The 16,472-nt window shown below is 41.2% G+C and carries 16 protein-coding genes, 10 tRNA genes, 2 rRNA genes and 1 pseudogene (1 of these 29 running past the window's edge); 27 read left to right on the plus strand and 2 right to left on the minus strand.

The annotated features are described in order from the left end of the window. Nucleotides 1–97: 97 nt before the first annotated feature. A pseudogene (locus NSR00_RS13930) lies at nucleotides 98–682 on the minus strand (rhomboid family intramembrane serine protease); the annotation flags it as partial. Nucleotides 683–779: 97 nt separating this feature from the next. Between NSR00_RS13930 and acpS the strand changes: the two are divergent. The 14 genes from acpS to NSR00_RS14000 all read left to right on the plus strand — a co-directional run bounded on the left by acpS (nucleotide 780) and on the right by NSR00_RS14000 (nucleotide 11,795). After that, nucleotides 780–1,142, plus strand: a complete 363-nt coding sequence (gene acpS, locus NSR00_RS13935) for a holo-ACP synthase (RefSeq protein WP_340789483.1) — start codon at nucleotides 780–782, stop codon at nucleotides 1,140–1,142. 123 nt (nucleotides 1,143–1,265) lie between these two features. After that, on the plus strand, nucleotides 1,266–2,282 hold the full coding sequence (locus tag NSR00_RS13940) for a LolA family protein (RefSeq protein ID WP_165381955.1): 1,017 nt from the start codon (nucleotides 1,266–1,268) through the stop codon (nucleotides 2,280–2,282). A gap of 113 nt (nucleotides 2,283–2,395) precedes the next feature. Beyond that, nucleotides 2,396–3,550 (plus strand): alanine racemase, encoded by a 1,155-nt coding sequence (gene alr / locus NSR00_RS13945; protein WP_094244994.1) that lies wholly within the window; start codon nucleotides 2,396–2,398, stop codon nucleotides 3,548–3,550. Between the two features lie 147 nt (nucleotides 3,551–3,697). After that, complete coding sequence (locus NSR00_RS13950; RefSeq protein WP_063388229.1) at nucleotides 3,698–3,979, plus strand: CopG family ribbon-helix-helix protein; 282 nt, start codon at nucleotides 3,698–3,700, stop codon at nucleotides 3,977–3,979. A 4-nt stretch (nucleotides 3,980–3,983) separates the two neighbouring features. After that, nucleotides 3,984–4,334 (plus strand): type II toxin-antitoxin system endoribonuclease NdoA, encoded by a 351-nt coding sequence (gene ndoA / locus NSR00_RS13955; protein ID WP_063388230.1) that lies wholly within the window; start codon nucleotides 3,984–3,986, stop codon nucleotides 4,332–4,334. Nucleotides 4,335–4,711: 377 nt separating this feature from the next. Next, nucleotides 4,712–5,545: an STAS domain-containing protein gene (locus tag NSR00_RS13960; protein WP_130158217.1), complete on the plus strand. Its 834-nt coding sequence runs from the start codon at nucleotides 4,712–4,714 to the stop codon at nucleotides 5,543–5,545. Further along, nucleotides 5,545–5,907, plus strand: coding sequence for an STAS domain-containing protein (locus tag NSR00_RS13965; RefSeq protein WP_063388242.1), 363 nt, complete (start codon nucleotides 5,545–5,547; stop codon nucleotides 5,905–5,907). Before NSR00_RS13960 ends, NSR00_RS13965 begins: the two co-directional genes overlap by 1 nt. A 1-nt stretch (nucleotide 5,908) precedes the next feature. Beyond that, nucleotides 5,909–6,310 (plus strand): anti-sigma regulatory factor, encoded by a 402-nt coding sequence (locus NSR00_RS13970; protein WP_063388232.1) that lies wholly within the window; start codon nucleotides 5,909–5,911, stop codon nucleotides 6,308–6,310. 9 nt (nucleotides 6,311–6,319) lie between these two features. Beyond that, nucleotides 6,320–7,327, plus strand: a complete 1,008-nt coding sequence (locus tag NSR00_RS13975) for a PP2C family protein-serine/threonine phosphatase (RefSeq protein ID WP_066247065.1) — start codon at nucleotides 6,320–6,322, stop codon at nucleotides 7,325–7,327. 60 nt (nucleotides 7,328–7,387) lie between these two features. Beyond that, nucleotides 7,388–7,711, plus strand: coding sequence for an anti-sigma factor antagonist (locus NSR00_RS13980; RefSeq protein ID WP_063388234.1), 324 nt, complete (start codon nucleotides 7,388–7,390; stop codon nucleotides 7,709–7,711). Further along, entirely contained in the window at nucleotides 7,711–8,193 is a 483-nt protein-coding gene (gene rsbW, locus NSR00_RS13985) for an anti-sigma B factor RsbW (protein ID WP_278342289.1), read from the plus strand. The genes NSR00_RS13980 and rsbW overlap by 1 nt, the downstream gene beginning before the upstream one ends. Continuing rightward, a complete protein-coding gene (gene sigB, locus NSR00_RS13990) occupies nucleotides 8,159–8,944 on the plus strand; it encodes an RNA polymerase sigma factor SigB (protein WP_063388236.1) in 786 nt (261 codons plus the stop codon). The genes rsbW and sigB overlap by 35 nt, the downstream gene beginning before the upstream one ends. Next, on the plus strand, nucleotides 8,941–9,540 hold the full coding sequence (locus NSR00_RS13995; RefSeq protein ID WP_063388237.1) for a PP2C family serine/threonine-protein phosphatase: 600 nt from the start codon (nucleotides 8,941–8,943) through the stop codon (nucleotides 9,538–9,540). The genes sigB and NSR00_RS13995 overlap by 4 nt, the downstream gene beginning before the upstream one ends. A gap of 98 nt (nucleotides 9,541–9,638) precedes the next feature. Continuing rightward, complete coding sequence (locus tag NSR00_RS14000; protein ID WP_066247056.1) at nucleotides 9,639–11,795, plus strand: Tex family protein; 2,157 nt, start codon at nucleotides 9,639–9,641, stop codon at nucleotides 11,793–11,795. 142 nt (nucleotides 11,796–11,937) lie between these two features. Here NSR00_RS14000 and cmpA read toward each other — a convergent pair whose 3' ends face one another. Further along, entirely contained in the window at nucleotides 11,938–12,051 is a 114-nt protein-coding gene (cmpA, locus tag NSR00_RS14005) for a cortex morphogenetic protein CmpA (RefSeq protein ID WP_094245000.1), read from the minus strand. Between the two features lie 169 nt (nucleotides 12,052–12,220). On the opposite strand from cmpA, the gene NSR00_RS14010 reads away from it, so the two are divergent. From NSR00_RS14010 to NSR00_RS14070, 13 genes are all read left to right on the plus strand, one after another. Beyond that, entirely contained in the window at nucleotides 12,221–12,679 is a 459-nt protein-coding gene (locus tag NSR00_RS14010; protein WP_063388239.1) for a SprT family protein, read from the plus strand. A gap of 134 nt (nucleotides 12,680–12,813) precedes the next feature. Then, a tRNA-Asn gene (locus NSR00_RS14015) sits at nucleotides 12,814–12,888 on the plus strand. A 4-nt stretch (nucleotides 12,889–12,892) separates the two neighbouring features. Then, nucleotides 12,893–12,983, plus strand: a tRNA-Ser gene (locus tag NSR00_RS14020). An 8-nt stretch (nucleotides 12,984–12,991) separates the two neighbouring features. Then, nucleotides 12,992–13,063, plus strand: a tRNA-Glu gene (locus NSR00_RS14025). 119 nt (nucleotides 13,064–13,182) lie between these two features. Then, nucleotides 13,183–13,257: transfer RNA gene (locus NSR00_RS14030), tRNA-Gln, on the plus strand. A 168-nt stretch (nucleotides 13,258–13,425) separates the two neighbouring features. Further along, nucleotides 13,426–13,501: transfer RNA gene (locus NSR00_RS14035), tRNA-Lys, on the plus strand. 6 nt (nucleotides 13,502–13,507) lie between these two features. Further along, nucleotides 13,508–13,589, plus strand: a tRNA-Leu gene (locus NSR00_RS14040). A gap of 5 nt (nucleotides 13,590–13,594) precedes the next feature. Further along, nucleotides 13,595–13,680: transfer RNA gene (locus NSR00_RS14045), tRNA-Leu, on the plus strand. A 55-nt stretch (nucleotides 13,681–13,735) separates the two neighbouring features. Beyond that, a tRNA-Arg gene (locus NSR00_RS14050) sits at nucleotides 13,736–13,812 on the plus strand. Nucleotides 13,813–13,816: 4 nt separating this feature from the next. Next, nucleotides 13,817–13,890: transfer RNA gene (locus tag NSR00_RS14055), tRNA-Pro, on the plus strand. A 51-nt stretch (nucleotides 13,891–13,941) separates the two neighbouring features. Beyond that, nucleotides 13,942–14,015, plus strand: a tRNA-Gly gene (locus NSR00_RS14060). A 73-nt stretch (nucleotides 14,016–14,088) separates the two neighbouring features. Then, nucleotides 14,089–15,642: ribosomal RNA gene (locus NSR00_RS14065) — 16S ribosomal RNA — on the plus strand. Between the two features lie 137 nt (nucleotides 15,643–15,779). Further along, a 23S ribosomal RNA gene (locus tag NSR00_RS14070) occupies nucleotides 15,780–16,472 on the plus strand; it runs 2,240 nt beyond the window's last position. Together the 16S and 23S rRNA genes with 10 tRNA genes alongside form the textbook arrangement of a ribosomal RNA operon.

Raw genomic sequence — 16,472 nt, forward strand, 5'->3', positions numbered from 1 at the left:
CGAAAACAAAAATCCATATCGACCATTTTTTGAAAAATAATTTCATTCCTTCCTGCCGAACCGGTTGATGATAATACGTATAATGAATGAAGCTTGGTTTTTTACGGACAAACACTTTACCTAGCAAAAATCCAGCCAGAAGTCCTGTTACATGTGCAACTACATTGATATGGGCATCAATAAAGGACAGTACGAGAGCTATGGCTGTAACCGTTAAGATCATTTGAGAGTTTTTTTGATCCATATATTCCTTTCGGAAAAAACAGATGAACATGTACGTGCCCAAAATACCAAAAATCGCCCCTGAAGCTCCTGCATGAGAATAATCCATTGGCATGATCAAATAGGTTGCAATGTTGGCTATAATGCCTGATGCACTGTAAATGACCAGAAAATAAATTGACTTTACCATTCGTTCCAGCGGCGGGGCAAAAATAATAAGTGTGATTGTATTAAACAAAAGATGGGAAAAGCTAGTATGCAAAAAAATTGGTGTAATGAGCCGCCACCATTCCCCTGAATGAACCCCTGCATTGTATCCGGTTAAAAAAGAAAATAGAAGCGTAAATATTGGGAAAGAAAGTTTCATCATAATCCATAACACAACATGTATGCAGCTTATGATCGTGACAGCAGGATAAAGGCGAATAAAAGTGTGAAGGCTTTCTGTTCTGCGAAACATGTGAATTCTCCTTTTCAACAGGACAAGTATTCTATAATCATTTGTATGATTTTCAATTTATAAATAGTACAGTAGAAAATTAAAGGGATGTGATGGTGTGATCGTTGGGATTGGACTTGATATCGTTGAAATGGACAGGATGAAAGAGATTATGGAGCGGAGATCCAACATTATTGACAGAATCTTATCGTTTCGCGAAAAGGAAATCTTTAATAAATTGCGGGATTCAAGACAATTGGAGTTTTTGGCAGGCAGATTTGCCGCTAAAGAAGCATTTAGCAAAGCATTAGGGACAGGAATCGGAAAGACAGTGGGCTTTTTAGATATTGAAATTTTACATGATGAAAAAGGGAAACCGATCATTGTGCAAAATATTACATCAGACCGGGTGTTTGTGACAATCACTCATTCAAAAAATTTTGCTGCTGCACAAGTAATCATTGAAAGCCTGTCAAGCTAGTCTGCATATTTGCTGACCTTGCCTCATATAGTTGTAATGCGGTAGGGGAGACAAGTCAGAAATTGTTCACTGACTCTTCAAAACTTCCTAGTGACGCTAATTGAGGCAAAGGGGTTGAAAAATTTGACGAGAGGCGTAAAGCTCGTGATTGTCTGTCTGCTTTTTGTGGGATTAATATCTGCATGTGGCGTAAAATCAAAAGAAGACGTTTCAAGTGCATTGAACAAAAAAATTGAAGAATTAAAAGGCTATAAGGTGAACGCCAAAATGACGATCAAAACAGCGGAAGAGCCGCATGTGTATGAAGTGGAAATTTGGCACAAAAAGCCCCATTATTATCGAGTGCTATTAAAAAATGATGACAGGGATCAAAGCCAGATTATTTTAAGAAATGATGATGGGGTATTTGTTCTGACTCCTGCTTTGAACAAAAGCTTCCGTTTCCAAAGCAATTGGCCGCAAAATTCGAGTCAAGCTTACCTGTATGAATCGCTTGTCCAAGATATATTGAAGGATAAAGAAGCGAAATTCGAAGTCGGGGAAAAGAACTATGTATTTGAAACAAAAACCAATTATCAAAACAATCAAATGCTCCCATACCAAAAAATTGCATTTCATAAGAAAAATTTGACACCTTCATATGTGAAAGTGATGGATGTTGATCGGAATGCGCTCGTTTCTGTTGAATTTTCCAATTTTGAATCGAATCCAAAATTTGATAAAAATGCCTTTGAAATAGAAAAAACGATGTCCAATGCCCAAGTGGATATTCCTGTTTTGGCTCAATCAGCGAACAAACAATTTGCTGTTCTTTATCCGCTTAAGGAAGACTTGCCGGAAGGTGTCGATCTCGTCCAAGAAAAAGAGCTGAATACAGATAGCGGAAAACGAGTAGTATTAACTTACGGAGGCGAAAAATCATTTACTCTTATTGAGGAGCTTGCGGAAGTTTCACCAGTTACCTCTTCAGAATTTGTCAGCGGAGAGCTGGTCGACTTAGGGTTTGCAGTTGGAGCGCTGACCGACAATTCTTTAACATGGACATATAATGGTGTGGATTATATGCTCGCTTCAAACGAACTGACGCAAGAAGAAATGATTGCAGTTGCTCGTTCTGTACAAAGCCAATCAGGGAAGTAGTAAAATTGAGCGGCAAAAGAAACGATCTTCTGCCGCCTTTTTTATGTACTATTGTTTAAAAAGAAACAGTGATATAAAATAAACAAAACGATATCGTTGGAGATGAAATTAAGATGCAGAACTATTTCCGAGATACATGGGCAGAAATTAATTTAGATCATATTGAAGCGAACATTCATGGATTAAAGGAACATTTGCCGAATGAAACTGAAATTATTGCTGTTGTGAAAGCTAATGCTTATGGTCATGGAGATGTGGAAGTTGCCCAAGCAGCATTGTCAGCAGGTGTTTCTAAATTAGCAGTCGCTTTTCTAGATGAAGCATTGAAATTGAGACAAGCAGGAATAAAGGCCCCTATCCTCGTTTTAGGAGCGGTAAGACCAGAAGATGTTACAGTTGCAGGAGAAAATGGGATAAGTGTGACTGCCTATTCAGCTGAATGGCTGGAAAGTGCGGGAAAATATTTAGGGAAAACATCAGTCAACATCCACTTGAAATTAGACACAGGTATGGGACGGATCGGAATAAGAGATAAAAAAGAACTCGAACAAGCCATTTCGCTCATAAAGGGACAGCAGTTATTTCGATTAGAAGGTATATTCACTCATTTTGCCACAGCAGACGAACACGATACAGCATATTTTGAACAGCAATATGAACGTTTCCTGGAATTATTGCAAATCGTGGATACAGACGGTTTGATTATTCATTGTGCAAACAGTGCTGCGACTCTTCGCTTTCCAACAAAAACTTTTAATGCGGTTCGCTTTGGCATTTCCATGTATGGTTTGGCGCCATCGGAATTTATCAAAAGCACGCTGCCTTTTCCGTTATATGAAGCCTTTTCTTTACACTCAAAGATTGTTCATATTAAAAAAATAAAAAAAGGGGAAAAAGTAAGTTACGGAGCAACATACGCAGCGAAAGAGGAGGAATGGATTGGTACGGTTCCAATCGGTTATGCTGATGGATGGATTCGAAAATTGACTGGTTCGGAAGTTCTTGTCGATGGAAGGCGCGTTCCTATTATCGGGCGCATTTGCATGGATCAACTGATGATTAAGCTTCCGGAAAAAAAACCTGTCGGGACAAAAGTGACACTTATCGGTTCACAAGGCAATGACATGATTTCAGTTGATGAAGTGGCCAAACGGCTGGAAACGATTAATTATGAAATTCCATGCATGATCAATTGGCGGGTTCCTCGGATTTATATAAGAAATGGAGGCAAAACAAACGTAAGAAATCCTCTGCTTACTGAAAAATGAAGAAACTTGAATAAAATATTCATCTCAATGCCGATAATATTGAAGAAATTATTTGAAAAATGGCTTTGCTTCAACGAATATAAATGTTAATATTAATATTGGAATAAAATGATTTCGGCTTTGTAGGAACGGTGGAGGTGTATTTTGGTGTCTGAATCCAGCTCAACAACGGAAATTATTGTTCGATTGCCACAAGCACTTGTTTCTGAATTAGATGGAATCGTGAAACAGGAAAACGGAAACAGAAGTGAATTTATTTATCAAGCAATGAAAATGTATTTGAGAGAGCGTAAAAAACGCCAAATTCGCGAGTCAATGAGACGCGGTTATATGGAAATGGCGAAGATCAATCTAAATATTGCATCGGAGGCTTTTCTGGCAGAGTATGAGGCTGAACACACCGTTGAACGCTTAGTTAGCGGGGGGTAATCTTTTGATTGTTAAACGCGGCGACGTTTATTTTGCTGATTTATCCCCTGTAGTTGGTTCAGAGCAAGGCGGCGTTCGTCCAGTTTTAATTATCCAAAATGATATAGGGAATCGTTTTAGTCCAACGGTGATCGTAGCCGCTATTACAGCACAAATTCAAAAAGCAAAATTGCCGACTCATGTTGAAATTGATGCGAAAAAATATGGATTTGAACGGGATTCGGTCATTTTGCTTGAGCAGATTAGAACGATTGATAAACAACGGTTAACGGATAAAATTACCCATCTTGATGATGAAATGATGGATAAAGTGGACGATGCCTTACAAATCAGTTTAGGGCTGATCGATTTCTAATATTTTTTACGTATATTTCAACGATCTTTTCAAAAGGACTGCCTGCAGGTAGAATGTTTAAAATAAATAAGATTGAAAAAATGTCCACAGTTGCGAAACTGTGGTATTTTTGATTTTTGCGCAAAAATGAACAGACGTGCTGACAAGCTGCATTCGCTTTTTTAAACGACGAAGCATTTAAAAACAGCATCTTCCATAGTCGAGAAGTGAAAGGAAGATTTGCCGCATTCCCTTTATAAAATAGCTGTAAGCAATGCATGCGACAGCATTAGCAGATATTGTGGAAGAAAAATGATAAAAACGGGAACATATCTATAATTTTTTTTATTTTTCTATAAAAGTTGAAAAGGCAAAGTTTTTGAAAGGAGACATGCAACATGTCACTGAAAATTTCTGAAATAGTTGAATTTATCCGAATGCATCGAGACGAGATTATGAAGGATTGGATTGATCGCTTCAACAAGGCTGATGCCCAATCAATTTCCGCTGAGTCTGATCAAATTGATCAAGCAATTGCTGCAGAATATGTGAATATTCTCATCGAATGGAGCAAAAACAAAGAAGATGAATTTTCCAGAAAAATTCATGAATTTTCAAAACGGATTGTCCAGCTTGACTGGCCAATGGACAAAATTGCTCAATGCTTACATACTTTTGAAAAAATATTATTTGCTAAATTGCTTGAGAAACAAATACCGGGTGATCCGCTTGAATTATTATCGGAGATAGAGAAAGTTACCTCACCGGTTAATCGGGAAGTATTTCTGCAATATACCTCTTCATATGAAAGAACCATTAATCTCCAAAAAATGGCTCTGCAAGAATTGTCTGCGCCGTTGATTCCGGTTTTTGATAGCATCACTGTTATGCCATTGATTGGAACGATTGATACGGACCGTGCCAAAAGAATTATGGAAAATTTATTAAAAGGGGTCGTTAAATATCGTTCTGAAGTGGTGCTGATTGATATAACCGGTGTGCCTGTTGTGGATACGATGGTAGCCCATCACATTATACAAGCTGCAGAAGCAGTTCGTCTTGTAGGAGCAAAAAGCTTGCTTGTCGGCATTCGCCCTGAAATTGCGCAAACGATAGTGAATCTAGGCATTGATTTAAGTCAAATTACGACGAAAAATACCCTTCAAAAAGGCATCGAAGCTGCGCTTGAAATGACCAATCGAAAAATTGTTTCAATGGGTGAACGCAGATGATGAAAACGTCAAAAATACCTATTTTAAAACTGTATAATAATCTATTAATTTCAATACAGTGGGAGCTGGACGACAAAACAGCGATGCAATTTCAGGAAGATTTATTAAAGAAAATTCATGAAACAGGAGCAACAGGTGTTGTCATTGATTTAACTTCGGTTGATGTCATTGATTCATTTATCGCCAAGATTTTAGGGGACTGTGTCAACATGTCTAAGTTAATGGGGGCGACGGTCGTATTGACAGGTATTCAGCCTGCTGTGGCTATTACGCTGATCGAATTAGGCATTGAACTGGAAGATATTCATACTGCGCTTGACTTGGAAAAAGGGCTGGAATTGCTTAAGGAGCTGGAGGATTAGAATGGATGGCCAATCCTGTGTAATGATTATGAACGAATGGGATATTGTGGCTGCCCGCCAATTGGGTCGTCATGCTGCGAAAGAACTTGGATTCGGCGCAGTGGACCAAGCCCGGATTACCACCGCAATATCAGAATTAGCAAGGAACATTTATCATTATGCAAATGGTGGGAAAATTTACATCGATAAAATTGAAGAAAAAGAAAAAAAAGGAATTAAAATTACTGCCTCTGATCATGGGCCGGGAATTCCTGATATTCGCAAGGCAATGGAGGATGGATTTACGACGTCAGGAGGACTTGGGGCTGGATTGCCCGGTGTTAAGCGATTAATGGACGAATTTTATATCGACTCAAAGACAGGCGAAGGGACCGTTGTACAAGTGGTGAAATGGCTTCGTTAGGAGGATTTTATGGCGTTTGATGATGATATTCAAATGAAATATAAAGAGATGTTAGCAAATTACATTCAAGAACTGACCGAACAAGCTTTATATGAAGGGCAGCGCTTCAGTTGGAAAGCAATTGAACATAAAATACCGCCTGAGGAAATCATCAACATCCATTTAAAAGTTTTAAAAGAATTATTTCCAGACATACCAAAAAAGATTTTAGATTCCTTTGACTTTTTATTGGAGGTAATGGTTGGTTATGGTCTGGCTTATCAAGAACATCAATTTTTGAGGGGCAGGCAGCTTGAGCTGAAATCCGAAATTGAAATTGCAGCAAACGTACAGCAGGCACTGCTGCAAACAAATATTCCAAAAGTCGAAGAATTGGACATAGGGGTCATCAGCGTTCCTGCCAAAATTATGAACGGAGATTATTACCAGTTTGCAGAACATGAAAACACAATGAGCGTTGCGATTGCGGATGTCATAGGCAAAGGCATACCTGCAGCATTGTGTATATCAATGATTAAATATGCGATGGACAGCCTCCTGGAATCAAGGCAAAATCCGAGCTACATATTAGAAAATTTAAATAGAGTTGTTGAACAAAACATCGATGTCAATATGTTTATTACCATGTTTTTTGGTAAGTACGATTTTCGGACGAATAAGATTACATATGCATCTGCAGGACATGAACCGGGCTTTTATTATTGCGCCAGCGAGGATCACTTTTATGACCTTCAATCAAAAGGGCTTGTTTTAGGTGTTGACCGGCAAGTGAAATATGAGCAATATGAATTAAATCTTTTCCAAAACGATATGATTATTCTTTTGTCAGATGGAGTAACTGAAACAAGAACGAAGGAAGGATTTATTGATAGAGCTGCAGTGACGAGCGCCATCCGAGCTCATTTACATTTGCCTGCTCAGCAAATAGTAGAAAATATTTATAAAGATTTTGAGAAAATGCAAGGTTTTCAATTGCGGGATGATTTCACCTTAATCATTATGAAAAAAAATGTTTAAACGGCTTCGAAAAAGGGTATAAGTGAATGGATGATTTTGTCTTTTATGAGGGGGATCAGAATGAATCTTGAAATTGATATTAAAAGGGAAAAAAAGGTTTCGTATGTGCATCTAAAAGGAGAGATTGATGCCTATACTGCGCCAGCGCTAAAAAATAAACTTGCGCCCATTTCTGAGGAAAGCGAACCTTTTATTGAAGTCAACCTAAAAGATGTTGAATATATGGACTCAACCGGATTAGGAGTTTTTGTCGGATTGTTGAAAACGGTCAGAAAACAAGGCGGAAAGCTGAAATTGACAAATTTGTCGCCGCGGCTGGAGCGCTTATTTCATATTACCGGTTTGGACAGCATCATCGAGATTTCAAGAAAAGGTGAGGATTAATGGATAAATGTATTGATTACATTGAAATGAAAATACCTGCGAAAACTGAGTATATAGGGATTGTCAGATTGACTCTATCCGGTATCGCCAATAGAATGGGGTACACATATGATGACATTGAAGATTTAAAGATTGCCGTCAGTGAAGCGTGTACAAATGCGGTGCAGCATGCCTACGGTCATGATGAAAACGGTGAAGTGAGAATCGGCTTCAGCTTGTTCGAAAATCGATTAGAGATCACTGTTTCAGACGATGGAAAAAATTTCGATTTATCAAAAATGAAAGAAAACACCGGGCCTTATTCTCCTTCCATGCCGATTGAAAAATTGAGCGAGGGCGGTTTAGGTTTGTTTCTAATTAAAACGCTCATGGATGAAGTGACAATCGATATGAACTCAGGAGTAACTGTCAAGATGTCCAAGCTTTTAAATGAGGAGCGAATGAGAAATGAACAAACCTCATGGTCAAAAACGAAGCAATAACGAAATCCATGAACTCATTCGTCAAGTTCAGGAAAATAAAGATGAAAAAGCACAAGAACAAATTATTGAACTTTATCAGCCAATTGTTGTTGCACTGGCAAAAAAGTACTCAAGTTCGAAAATGTATCAGGAGGATTTGGTACAGGTCGGGATGATCGGTTTATTGGGAGCGATTGATCGCTTCGACCCAACAGTTGGGAAATCATTTGATGCGTTTGTTGTTCCAACGATTATTGGAGAAATCAAACGCTATCTTCGGGATAAAACGTGGAGCGTCCATGTGCCCCGCAGAATGAAAGAACTTGGACCAAAAATAAATGCAGCGGTGGAGCAGTTGACGAGTCAGCTGGAGCGCTCTCCGAAGGTCAAGGAAATAGCAGAATATTTAGGAGCAGCTGAGGAAGAAGTTTTGGAAGCTATGGAAATGGTCAAAAACTATCATACGCTTTCTGTTGATCACTCAATAGAAGCTGGACCGGATGGAACCGCGGTCACCATTTTAGATCTTGTCGGACAAAAAGACGAGGGCTTTGAACGCATTCTTCAAAAACTGACTATTGAAAACATTATGCACGTTTTAACTGAGAGAGAAAAAGAAATTATTCTACATTCTTTTTATCATAACCGCAGTCAAAAAGAAATAGGTGAAATTTTAGGTATCTCCCAAATGCATGTTTCCAGACTATTGCGCCAAGCATTAAAAAAATTAAAAAAAGCTGTTCACGCTGATCCAATGGAGATAGGGCAATGATTCAATATCAAGAAACTGAACATATTCAATTTTTGACATGTCAGGTTGGAAAAGTAGGCAGTGCTTATTGTGGAGACAGTTTTTTCACCTGTACGGACGAGCATAGATTTGTTTGTGTTGTCGCAGATGGGTTGGGAAGTGGACAAGCTGCGCGTGAATCATCTGAAATCATATGCCAAACGGTGAAGCAATACCAGCAGGAAACTGTACATGAGATTTTTAAACAGTGCCATAAGAAATTAAAAGGTAAAAGAGGCGCGACAGTCGGAATATTAAAAGTGGATTTCGTAGACAAAACTATTACATACGGCTCGGTAGGAAACGTTCGTTTCATCTTATATTTGCCTTCTGGGGAATACATTTATCCAATTCCAACCGCTGGATATTTACCTGGTAAAATGAAGAAATATCGCATCCGCACTTTTTCATATGAAAAAGGGTCAAAATTTATTATTCACACTGATGGCCTTTATGCTTCAAACATTAAAACGGCGTTAAAAGATCATTCTTCTATTCACGAGATTGCGAAAGGCTTCAATAAATTTCTTTCCGATCGGACAGATGATTTAACTTATATAATCGGACAGCTTTTTTAATTGTTGGGACAATCGGATGGATAACGGTTGTCTTTTTATGTTGAAAAAATTTTTGATAAAATGTTTATGTAGATGGAAATAGTAGTGGAGGCTAAAGAATGTTAAATAATGAGAAAATTTTTCAAATGTTAAGCAGCGAATTATCAATATCCACCAAACAAATTCAAAATGTCATTGCATTGCTTGAAGACGGCAACACCGTTCCTTTTATTGCGCGGTACAGAAAAGAACAAACAGGCGCTTTAAATGAAGTGGAAATACGAAACATTAGTGAGCGCTGGCAATACATACAAAACCTTGAAAAAAGAAAAGAAGAAGTTATTCGGTTAATTGAGGAACAAGGAAAACTAACAGAATCTTTGCGAAATGAAATACTGGCGGCTGAAAAATTGCAGCAAGTTGAAGACTTGTATCGGCCATACCGGCAAAAAAGAAGAACGAAAGCAACGATTGCAAAAGAAAGAGGGCTTGAGCCTTTAGCCAAATGGATATATTCCTTGCCGCTAGCGGGATCGATTGAAGAAGAAGCCGAAAAATACATCAATGAAGAGAAAGAAATCCATACGGTTGAAGATGCTCTCTCTGGTGCAAAAGATATTATTGCAGAATGGATTTCAGACGATCCGAATTATCGGCAATGGATAAGGGAGCAAACGTTGAAAGAAGGTATGGTCGTCTCAACGTGTAAAGACGAAGAAAAAGATGAGAAAAAAGTATTCGAAATGTATTACCAATATGAAGAACCGATCAAAAAAATCGTTCCCCATCGTGTTTTGGCGTTAAACAGAGGGGAGAAGGAAGGGATTTTAAGGGTGGCAATCGAGCCGCCGACAGAACAAATAGTAGCCTATTTGAAGAAAAAAGTTGTTTCGGATCAAAGGACAATTGCTGCTGATATTTTAATTGAAACGTTGGAGGATGCGTATAGACGGCTCATACAGCCTTCGATTGAGCGGGAGATTAGAAAAGAATTGACTGAAAAAGCTGAAGATCAGGCCATTCGTGTTTTTTCCGAAAATTTAAGAAAACTGCTCCTTCAACCTCCATTAAAAGGAACGATCGTTTTAGGAATCGACCCGGCTTACCGTACAGGATGCAAGCTTGCGGCAGTCGATGAAACTGGAAAAGTTCTTTATATTGATGTGATTTATCCTCATCCGCCAAAAAATGAAATAGAAAAATCAAAACAAAAGCTGATCGATATTATTCAACGCTTCCAAATTGAAGTAATCGCTATCGGCAATGGAACAGCTTCAAGAGAAACAGAACAATTTGTTGCAGATGTAATAAAAGAATTAAAAGAAGATATTTATTATTTAATTGTTAACGAGGCGGGAGCAAGTGTTTATTCAGCTTCTGATTTAGCCCGGGAAGAGTTCCCAGATCTTGAAGTCGAAGAACGCAGCGCAGTATCCATTGCTAGAAGGCTTCAAGATCCGCTTGCTGAATTGGTGAAAATTGATCCTAAATCAATCGGTGTTGGTCAATACCAGCATGATGTATCCCAAAAGAAATTGCATGACTCTTTAACGTTTGTTGTGGAAACAGTTGTCAACCAAGTCGGTGTCAACGTAAATACTGCTTCGCCGTCTCTGTTGCAATACGTATCTGGATTATCAAAAACAGTGGCTCATAATATTGTGAAACGAAGAGAAGAAATTGGAAAATTTGTGAATCGCAACGATTTAAAATCCATCCCACGGCTTGGGGAGAAAACGTATGAGCAATGTATCGGCTTTTTAAGAATATTGGACGGCGACGATCCGCTTGACAGGACGAGCATTCATCCTGAAAGCTATGAAGACGCTAGAAAACTGCTGTCAAGCCTTTCATTGACAGTCGATGATATCGGTACAGAACTGTTGAAAGATAAAATCAGATCGCTGAATATTCAAGAAACTTCAAAAGCCTTGCATATTGGCGAATATACATTGAAGGATATATGCGATGCTTTAATGAGACCGGAGCGCGATCCTCGTGATGAAGTTCCAAAACCTCTTTTGAAAAAAGATGTGCTGCAGCTTGAAGACTTGAAAGAAGGAATGGAGCTGCAAGGAACGGTTCGAAACGTAGTAGACTTTGGTGTATTTGTTGATATCGGCGTTAAACAGGATGGACTTGTGCACATTTCAAAATTAAGCAAACAATATGTAAAGCATCCTTTGGACGTTGTTTCGGTTGGGGACATCGTGACAGTCTGGGTGGAAAAAGTTGATGTTGATAAAGGAAGAGTCGCTTTAACAATGGTTAAATAAATAACAACAGAAATCACGGCTGTCGGCAAAGTCGACAGCTGATTTTTTTATCAACCTTATATTGCATGCTGATGGAAGCAAACAACGATCTATCAACCAAAAATTTTGAAAAAAGTTAGTCTGTTCTTTGAGAGCTGTTGAATTATGAGCAATGCTTTTTTCTATAGAAATACCAGCATTGATTTAATAACTTGATTTGATAAACGTTTTTTTCATAATATGCTTTCTTCATTTGATTTATAAGCCAATTCGGCATTGGTTAATACCTCCTTGGATGTATTGTTCTTTTTGGCTTGCCATTTTATGGTCAAGAAAAAAAGCATATGCTAAAATAAAATATGTGAGTCCGATTAGATGTAGTAATATTTATTGTATGCGTTAAGTTGTTGTCCTGTTCAACATGTTTTTAAAGTAGGTGCAGTACATTGAATGATGACCAGCTTCAAAAACTTGTGGAGCAAATTTCACTATCCTTTTTTGGGAAAAAATTTGTTCACAAAGCGTATTTTAATCACCGTCTTCGAACAACAGGCGGAAGATATTTATTAAACAGCCATGATATTGAAGTGAATAAAAAATATTATGAACAATACGGAATGGACGAATTAATAGGGATTATTAAGCATGAACTTTGCCACTACCATCTTCATATCGAAGGAAAAGGTTTTCGGCATCGGGACTCTGACTTTAAAATGCTTTTAAAAAAAGTAGGTGCACCTAGATTTTGCACACCATTAAGAGAAAAAAATAAAAATAATATTATTTATATTTATAAATGCCTATCATGTATGAGCACTTTTATTCGCCGTAGAAAAATGAACCCAGAACGATATTTATGCGGAAAGTGCGGAGGAAAAATTCAATTTTATAAAAATAATGGTTGACGAAAAGGAGAAAGATATGATAAAGTATAAAAGCCGTCGCTAATTGGATGGCAGCGAAAAACAATATATAACGAACTGTTGACAAAATTATAAATGCTCATTACAATGGTTACAGTCGTCAATTTTTTCTTCATTCCGCAGTAGCTCAGTGGTAGAGCATTCGGCTGTTAACCGAACGGTCGCAGGTTCGAATCCTGCCTGCGGAGCCAATTTGGAGAAGTACCCAAGTGGCTGAAGGGGCTCCCCTGCTAAGGGAGTAGGTCGTGTAAGCGGCGCGAGGGTTCAAATCCCTCCTTCTCCGCCATGAAAAATGGCCCGTTGGTCAAGTGGTTAAGACACCGCCCTTTCACGGCGGTAACACGGGTTCGAATCCCGTACGGGTCATTCATATTCGCTGAAATAGGAAGTTGAAAAACTTCCTATTTCTAACTTTAAAAAATCCAAAACAAAAAGTCTTTACATAGCGTTCAAAAAATGTTACAATAAATTTTGTGACTTTTTGATGGGCTATAGCCAAGCGGTAAGGCAACGGACTTTGACTCCGTGATGCGCTGGTTCGAATCCAGCTAGCCCAGCCACTTATTATAAAAATAATAAGAGCCATTAGCTCAGTCGGTAGAGCAACGAGCAAGGCTTCATCGAATAAGCAACGAGTTGTCCCGACGCATCCATCATCCTCGAAAAAGCTAGAAGAGGAAGGGACATCTGACCGACTTTAAAACAGATTAGAAGAAATTACTTTTTATGAGCCATTAGCTCAGTCGGTAGAGCATCTGACTTTTAATCAGAGGGTCGGAGGTTCGAATCCTCCATGGCTCACCATTTAATGCGGGTGTGGCGGAATTGGCAGACGCACTAGACTTAGGATCTAGCGCCTTACGGCGTGGGGGTTCAAGTCCCTCCACCCGCATATTCGCGGTAGTGGCGGAATGGCAGACGCGCTAGGTTGAGGGCCTAGTGGGGGCGACCCCGTGGAGGTTCGAGTCCTCTCTACCGCACCAAAAAAAAGTATTGACATCATATTTTAAGTGAGTTACAATAAAAAAACTGTGGAATGCGCCCGTAGCTCAATTGGATAGAGCGTTTGACTACGGATCAAAAGGTTAGGGGTTCGACTCCTCTCGGGCGCGCCATATACGGGAAGTAGCTCAGCTTGGTAGAGCACATGGTTTGGGACCATGGGGTCGCAGGTTCGAATCCTGTCTTCCCGATTTTGATCAATAAAGGATTAAAAGCAAAATTGCATGAATAAATTAAGATATGCGGGTGTAGTTTAGTGGTAAAACCTCAGCCTTCCAAGCTGATGTCGTGGGTTCGATTCCCATCACCCGCTCCAAAATGATCCTTGAAAACTGAACAAAACGAAAAGCGTGCCTGTTGATTCTAAAAGAGCATTTGGTGACAAACTTTTTTTGGAGAGTTTGATCCTGGCTCAGGACGAACGCTGGCGGCGTGCCTAATACATGCAAGTCGAGCGGACCGAAGGGAGCTTGCTCCTTTAGGTTAGCGGCGGACGGGTGAGTAACACGTGGGCAACCTGCCCTGCAGACTGGGATAACTTCGGGAAACCGGAGCTAATACCGGATAACACCGAAAACCGCATGGTTTTCGGTTGAAAGGCGGCTTTTAGCTGTCACTGCAGGATGGGCCCGCGGCGCATTAGCTAGTTGGTGAGGTAACGGCTCACCAAGGCGACGATGCGTAGCCGACCTGAGAGGGTGACCGGCCACACTGGGACTGAGACACGGCCCAGACTCCTACGGGAGGCAGCAGTAGGGAATCTTCCGCAATGGACGAAAGTCTGACGGAGCAACGCCGCGTGAGCGAAGAAGGTCTTCGGATCGTAAAGCTCTGTTGTCAGGGAAGAACAAGTACCGTTCGAACAGGGCGGTACCTTGACGGTACCTGACGAGGAAGCCACGGCTAACTACGTGCCAGCAGCCGCGGTAATACGTAGGTGGCAAGCGTTGTCCGGAATTATTGGGCGTAAAGCGCGCGCAGGCGGTTCCTTAAGTCTGATGTGAAATCTCGCGGCTCAACCGCGAGCGGCCATTGGAAACTGGGGAACTTGAGTGCAGGAGAGGGGAGCGGAATTCCACGTGTAGCGGTGAAATGCGTAGAGATGTGGAGGAACACCAGTGGCGAAGGCGGCTCTCTGGCCTGTAACTGACGCTGAGGCGCGAAAGCGTGGGGAGCGAACAGGATTAGATACCCTGGTAGTCCACGCCGTAAACGATGAGTGCTAAGTGTTAGAGGGTATCCACCCTTTAGTGCTGCAGCAAACGCATTAAGCACTCCGCCTGGGGAGTACGGCCGCAAGGCTGAAACTCAAAGGAATTGACGGGGACCCGCACAAGCGGTGGAGCATGTGGTTTAATTCGAAGCAACGCGAAGAACCTTACCAGGTCTTGACATCCCCTGACAACCCTAGAGATAGGGCGTTCCCCTTTCGGGGACAGGGTGACAGGTGGTGCATGGTTGTCGTCAGCTCGTGTCGTGAGATGTTGGGTTAAGTCCCGCAACGAGCGCAACCCTTGACCTTAGTTGCCAGCATTCAGTTGGGCACTCTAAGGTGACTGCCGGCTAAAAGTCGGAGGAAGGTGGGGATGACGTCAAATCATCATGCCCCTTATGACCTGGGCTACACACGTGCTACAATGGGTGGTACAAAGGGCAGCGAAACCGCGAGGTGGAGCGAATCCCAAAAAACCACTCTCAGTTCGGATTGCAGGCTGCAACTCGCCTGCATGAAGCCGGAATCGCTAGTAATCGCGGATCAGCATGCCGCGGTGAATACGTTCCCGGGTCTTGTACACACCGCCCGTCACACCACGAGAGTTTGTAACACCCGAAGTCGGTGGGGTAACCCTTACGGGAGCCAGCCGCCGAAGGTGGGACAAATGATTGGGGTGAAGTCGTAACAAGGTAGCCGTATCGGAAGGTGCGGCTGGATCACCTCCTTTCTAAGGATATATACATTGAAAAAGGTACGCTTTTCCGTTTTGTTTAGTTTTGAAGGATCATATCCTTCTTGATTGTTCTTTGAAAACTGGATAACGGAAAGACATTCACGAATAGATCGCTCATGTTAGGAAGAAACGGTTAAGTTAGAAAGGGCGCACGGTGGATGCCTTGGCACTAGGAGCCGATGAAGGACGGGACAAACACCGAAATGCTTCGGGGAGCTGTAAGTAAGCGTCGATCCGGAGATGTCCGAATGGGGGAACCCACTGTCCGTAATGGGGCAGTATCCATACCTGAATCCATAGGGTATGGAGGGCAACCCGGGGAACTGAAACATCTAAGTACCCGGAGGAAGAGAAAGCAACAGCGATTCCCTGAGTAGCGGCGAGCGAAACGGGAACAGCCCAAACCAAGAGGCGTGCCTCTTGGGGTTGTAGGACACTCGATTAAGGAGTGACAAAGGAACGGGGTAGACGAAGAGGTCTGGAAAGGCCCGTCAGAGAAGGTAACAACCCTGTAGTCGAAACTCCGTTCCCTCCCGAGTGGATCCTGAGTACGGCGGGACACGTGAAATCCCGTCGGAAGCAGGGAGGACCATCTCCCAAGGCTAAATACTCCCTAGTGACCGATAGTGAACCAGTACCGTGAGGGAAAGGTGAAAAGCACCCCGGGAGGGGAGTGAAAGAGAACCTGAAACCGTGTGCCTACAAGTAGTCAGAGCCCATTAACGGGTGATGGCGTGCCTTTTGTAGAATGAACCGGCGAGTTGCGATTTCGTGCAAGGTTAAGCCGAAAGGCGGAGCCGCAGCGAAAGCGAGTCTGAAGAGGG

It is taken from the genome of Aeribacillus sp. FSL K6-8394 (genome assembly GCF_038008865.1).
GTDB classification, from domain to species: Bacteria; Bacillota; Bacilli; order Bacillales; family Aeribacillaceae; genus Aeribacillus; species Aeribacillus composti.

Excerpts from the sequence above, each read along its gene's own strand:
- NSR00_RS13970 (WP_063388232.1), top strand. The coding sequence starts at position 5,909 with ATGGATGGCCAATCCTGTGTAATGATTATGAACGAATGGGATATTGTG.
- NSR00_RS13975 (WP_066247065.1), top strand. The coding sequence starts at position 6,320 with ATGGCGTTTGATGATGATATTCAAATGAAATATAAAGAGATGTTAGCA.
- NSR00_RS13965 (WP_063388242.1), top strand. The coding sequence starts at position 5,545 with ATGAAAACGTCAAAAATACCTATTTTAAAACTGTATAATAATCTATTA.
- NSR00_RS13980 (WP_063388234.1), top strand. The coding sequence starts at position 7,388 with ATGAATCTTGAAATTGATATTAAAAGGGAAAAAAAGGTTTCGTATGTG.
- NSR00_RS13960 (WP_130158217.1), top strand. The coding sequence starts at position 4,712 with ATGTCACTGAAAATTTCTGAAATAGTTGAATTTATCCGAATGCATCGA.
- cmpA (WP_094245000.1), bottom strand. The coding sequence starts at position 12,051 with ATGCCGAATTGGCTTATAAATCAAATGAAGAAAGCATATTATGAAAAA.
- NSR00_RS13995 (WP_063388237.1), top strand. The coding sequence starts at position 8,941 with ATGATTCAATATCAAGAAACTGAACATATTCAATTTTTGACATGTCAG.
- rsbW (WP_278342289.1), top strand. The coding sequence starts at position 7,711 with ATGGATAAATGTATTGATTACATTGAAATGAAAATACCTGCGAAAACT.
- alr (WP_094244994.1), top strand. The coding sequence starts at position 2,396 with ATGCAGAACTATTTCCGAGATACATGGGCAGAAATTAATTTAGATCAT.
- NSR00_RS14000 (WP_066247056.1), top strand. The coding sequence starts at position 9,639 with ATGTTAAATAATGAGAAAATTTTTCAAATGTTAAGCAGCGAATTATCA.
- sigB (WP_063388236.1), top strand. The coding sequence starts at position 8,159 with ATGAACAAACCTCATGGTCAAAAACGAAGCAATAACGAAATCCATGAA.